Origin of the sequence: Psychroflexus sp. MES1-P1E (assembly GCF_002836055.1) — a bacterium.
In the GTDB taxonomy this organism is placed as follows: Bacteria; Bacteroidota; Bacteroidia; order Flavobacteriales; family Flavobacteriaceae; genus Psychroflexus.
Window position 1 is genome coordinate 1 of sequence record NZ_PJBS01000171.1, and the last position, 4,979, is coordinate 4,979.

The 4,979-nt window shown below is 30.5% G+C and carries 6 protein-coding genes; all 6 read left to right on the forward strand.

The features are described from left to right. The first annotated feature begins 166 nt into the window (after positions 1-166). The 6 genes from CXF67_RS07960 (at position 167) to CXF67_RS07985 (ending at position 4,968) form a co-directional block, all read left to right on the forward strand. Entirely contained in the window at positions 167-694 is a 528-nt protein-coding gene (locus CXF67_RS07960; protein ID WP_102088272.1) for a hypothetical protein, read from the forward strand. Between the two features lie 219 nt (positions 695-913). Then, entirely contained in the window at positions 914-1,849 is a 936-nt protein-coding gene (locus CXF67_RS07965) for a hypothetical protein (protein ID WP_180957923.1), read from the forward strand. Positions 1,850-2,005: 156 nt separating this feature from the next. After that, entirely contained in the window at positions 2,006-2,422 is a 417-nt protein-coding gene (locus CXF67_RS07970; RefSeq protein ID WP_102088274.1) for a hypothetical protein, read from the forward strand. Positions 2,423-2,648: 226 nt separating this feature from the next. Then, positions 2,649-3,230, forward strand: a complete 582-nt coding sequence (locus tag CXF67_RS07975; RefSeq protein WP_257984629.1) for a hypothetical protein — start codon at positions 2,649-2,651, stop codon at positions 3,228-3,230. 221 nt (positions 3,231-3,451) lie between these two features. Further along, positions 3,452-4,222, forward strand: a complete 771-nt coding sequence (locus CXF67_RS07980) for a HEPN domain-containing protein (RefSeq protein ID WP_102088276.1) — start codon at positions 3,452-3,454, stop codon at positions 4,220-4,222. 53 nt (positions 4,223-4,275) lie between these two features. Further along, positions 4,276-4,968 (forward strand): hypothetical protein, encoded by a 693-nt coding sequence (locus CXF67_RS07985; protein WP_102088277.1) that lies wholly within the window; start codon positions 4,276-4,278, stop codon positions 4,966-4,968. The last annotated feature ends 11 nt before the right edge of the window (positions 4,969-4,979 follow it).

Genomic DNA, 4,979 nt, shown 5'->3' on the forward strand with positions numbered 1-4,979 from the left:
CTATGTATATTGCATATGCACCCTACGGGATGCCAACGCACCATACATTAAACGTTGTGTGTAATTTGAGAAACCAAATTATAACATTCAAAATTCATAAAAAAAATGACTGAATGGAGTTTGTAATGAAACAAACAATAACCAAAAATGCTAAAGCAGAATTTGAATGAAGACTCTCTATAAAATTTTAGGAATTATAATAATTGACTTTGGATTGATTTGGTTTTGGGTTTACCAAATGGATCCTGATCCAAGTATTTCAATTGGAATCTTTCTATTGATTCCTTTTGTTTTTATAATTAATCTTATAATTGGAGGAATTTTATTTTTTGCTAAAAAGAAAGAATACTCTAAACTATTCTTCATTAATTCGATTTTATCTTCAATAATAATGTTTTACTTATTTGGAAAAGGAATCGATAGACACCAGAATAACAGATTAGAGAGTTGGGAATTTACAAAAGCTGATTCAATTTTCAGGTTAACTCGATGGAAAAAAACTAACGGATTTAGTATGTCTTATAGTTTAAATCCTGGTTCATCTTGGGGATTTTTAGATGGAAAATGTATTGAGAAAAATGGAGATTGGTATCTGACATCGGATTCATTAAAAATGAAGATAATTGATGGTGAAAAGTTAATTGGTTTTCGAAATCCGACTGATACTATCAGAATGAATAAACTTGAACGATAAAAAACTACACACAACAATGGCTATAATTAATACGGGTTTTGGTGCTTAACCCAAAGTTTAGAGCTTTAAACGAAGTCCGCCAAATCTTTTAATTTGGCTTAAGAACAAAAAGATAAAACAAAATAAAAAGTTTTGGCTAAGTGCTTAATCAAAAGTTCACTACTTTTAATTCCCGTACTAACCATAGCCGAGCCGTTACCCACAATTAAAAAAAATAATTTGAGAATTACATTTATCATTTTGGCAATTGGACTTATAAGTTGTCAGAATAAAACTGAAGTCAAAAACACGGAAAAGAAAAAAACCATTGAATTAAAGATTGTAAATTCAAAGGAAGTTGACCTAACTAACAATGTTTCAAATTCAAAAAAATTAAGTCCGATTTCTAAGCCCAAATATCTTTTATCAGAGAATTCTATTTCATTATTGACATTAGAAGAATTTAAAGAAAATGGAGATTTTCGTTCAACTAAAAATAACGACAGCCTATTTGTGGAGTTTTTAATAAATTTTACTACCTATCAAAACAACTTGAATGATAGTTTATACAATGACGCAAATTACGAGACATACAATACCTTAATTTATTCAAACGAAACGTTAATTGACCCAAAGGCAAAGGAATTTGAAGCAATTATTAAAGAATATGGTTTTTTCATTTCTTCATCAGAAGGTGATATTTTTTTAGAGAAAGATCCCTCTTTTTTAAATAATTTCACAATCTATCTTAGTGAAAGAATGAATGTTTTCAAGAAACAATATATCAAAGAAATCAAGTTTCCAATTGCAGAGGACGGAGGAATTATAATATCAACTAAAGAACTAATCGAAAGAATGTTATTCTGGGAACATTTTGCTAGGTCAAATAAAGGTTTTGAATTACCCGAGTATGCTCAAGAGGAATTTGAAAATAATTTATTCTACTTAATGTTTGGTATGGATAACACACCTATATTTGATTGGAACAGTCAACCGCATAAAATTAAACCAGAGTTAACGAAAGAATTTGAAAGAATAATTGGGAAGTATCCGGAATCCGTTTCTATAAAATATCTTGAAGATTATTTAATATTTATAGAAGATAATAGTTTTATTTATAGTGAAGAATTTAATAAATATGCCAGAATGAAATTCCCTAAAATGTTTGGAAAATAACTGTGGGTAACACCGTATATAATTTATTGCTGGCTTCTTGCCTACTTGCGAAAGCCCTCGCGGACTTTCTTGGTCGGTAATTATTTACTAAATTAGTTGCTTAAAACACGCAACAAACCATATACAACAACGTTGTAGCCAATTAAAACTAAAATTATGGAATTGAAATGTCCACCTGCGCCACTAAACAAAAAAGAATACATTACTGATATAGGAAAAATACTTATCAAAGAACACGGAAAGAAAAAGTATTATAAACCTGAAGAAGTAAAAAAAGCGTCAAAGAAATCTAAACATTATGATGCAAGCGGAATCGATTGGCACTGTTGGGCAATGTGTACATTTTCTTCTCACTCAGATTTTGATAATTATCACGAATTGACTGGAGAAGTTTGTGATTACGTGGAAATGAAAACGGAAATGTTAAGCGGACTTGCTACGAGTACTTCTGCTGATTGGTTGACAATTCCAGATTTAGATATTGACGCTTCTTGGTTGGACTTTGGAGATATTTTTGGTGGAATTTTAGAAGGAATTGGAGAATTCATTGGCGGAATATTTGACGGACTTTAAAAAATAATAATAACTGACTACAACAATGGCTATAAGTAATGCGGGCTGAAATGCTAAACCGAAGTTTTGGTTTGTTTAAACCGCTCGCAGTTTAGATATTTATGAAACGAAAATTAACAAATATAAAAACGGCTCGCTCGGGTCAGTGCCTTACCGAAAGTAAGTACTTTCAAACACCGCACTAATCATAGCCTAGCCGTTGTAACCAATACGAAAAATGAGAATATTGAAAATATTATGTTTATTCCTGTTAATAGGATTTCAGAGTTGTAATAGTCAAACTAAATCTGACCCAGAAACTCTAAAAATAGAAGAGTTTAATTGGACTATAGATATTCCAGAAAACTTTGAACCAATAAATCAAAAAGAATGGAATAAAACTTTAAAAAAAGGAATAGACGCTATTGAAAATACTTTTGATGAAAAAGTAGATAATCAAGCAGTTACCATTTTTACATATAAAAACGGACAGTTTAATAACTTTGAAGCCAATTGGCAACCCTTTGATGTTGAAATTGACGGAGAATATTTGGAAACTTATTCTGAAGTGAATAAAATCCTATATCAAACATTTGAGACACAAATGCCGAAAGCAAAACTTGACTCTATTTCATCAACTCAAAAAATAAGTGGACTCGATTTTCAAAGATTTGACATTACAATTGATTTTCCGAACGGAATGAAAATGAAAAGTATTGGTTTTAGCCGACTATTTGACAAAAAGGAGTTCACAATGAATATATCTTCTGTAGATGAAAAAATTGGAAAGAAAATGTTAGATGCTTTTTTAAATTCTAAGTTTGAATAAGTACTGGTTACAACAATGGCTATAATTAATACGGGTTTTGGTGCTTAACCCAAAGTTTAGAGCTTTAAACTAAGTCCGCCAAATCTTTTGATTTGGCTTTAAAAATGAAAAGATAAAACAAAATAAAAAGTTTTGGCTAAGTGCTTAATCTGTAATTTACTACTTTTAATTCCCGTACTAACCATAGCCTAGACGTTGGGCGCAATATAAAAAAAACAACTATGCAGATTAAAAGGTCAAAGGCATTTTTAATACTAAAGGAACATTCTCAATCTACTTTAGATTTTTCCGTACTTGTTTGTACAGCAGTTCCCCAATTGAGGTATGCATTTCAACAACACGATATTGACTCAAACACGCATTTGGTTGAAAATTCTGAATTTAGAAACTCAACCGACCCTTATTCTACTGAAAAAAAAACGATGCTTCGTTACAAGACAGTATTGGGTGCGAATATTTTACTTTCTAATTTTTCATTTTTTGAATCGTACTTTTTTTCGCTTATTGATGAAATAATTGACTTTCACGGAGGTAAGGACGACTATTTGAATTTTATTGAAAGAAAAATAACTCGAACTATTTCTTTAACTGAAGACGAGAAAAAGAACTTAAAGAAGTTAAGAAAAGAGCATAATAAAAAACATATAGACAGATATATTAAATATACACGTCTGATTGATAAAGAGTCAATAATTTGGCCGTCAGAGAAATTAGCTTTGTATGGGGCTAAACAGATTATTAACAATAAAAAAAGGTGGAAAAGTGCTGATATTCCAAATTTGATGACTGATTTGCTAACTTACAATTTAGAGCCTGAATCAAAAGATACGTTTCACAGTCTTCGAGATGACCGAAATAAAATTGCTCACGGAAAAAGATTGAGTTACACTTTAGATAAAGCGCTCACAGCAAATAAATTTCTTTATAGTTTAGCACAGAAAATAGATGAACACGTAGTAAACAACTTTTTGATTATTGAAAAATACAGCTAAAATACTGCGCTCAACAAAGGCTATATACAAAACTAAAAGGCAACATATGACAAATGACAATCTTAAGTGAAAATTCGATATTAAATAGATTACCTGCCGAAATAAAGAAAAACGACTTTCTCATTTTTGATGCAGTTAGGTTTTCATTTGATATTCTAGAGCACAATTTTGCAGTTCTTGAAAAACGTTTACTTGATTTATCTCTTCATCAAAAAAAAGAGGTTCCGATAACATTTCATTATGCTTGGAGTATTATAGATTATACAGACCGAATTAGAGATTTACTAATAAAACTGCCTTGGGAACAACCTAATGAGATTATTGGAAAGTTTAAACACCTAAAATATTTTAGAAATACTTTTCAGCATTTAGGAGGAAAGCGTGATTTAATTATCAATAAGCGAAGTCCATTATTTGGAGTATTATCTTGGTTTTATAAAGATTTAAAAACTGGAGAATTCACACCACACACATTAATAAGCGGAATTGAAAGAGGTTCGAAATTTGAGTGGACAGTTCCTGAACTGAATGATAGCGAAAAGGAAATCAACAGTATTTTACTTCAAACATTAGCTGGAGGAAAAGTTATGAATGCAGAATTGAACGAAATTATGAAAGACTTACGCTCTTTATGTTTGGAATTGGAAAAACGAATTGAACAATTATGTGTAGACAAAAATTTAATCGCACCGAATTGGGAACGAAAACAGGATATTTTAATAAAAATAAAACAAGAAAAAAAGTAAATACTGCGCCC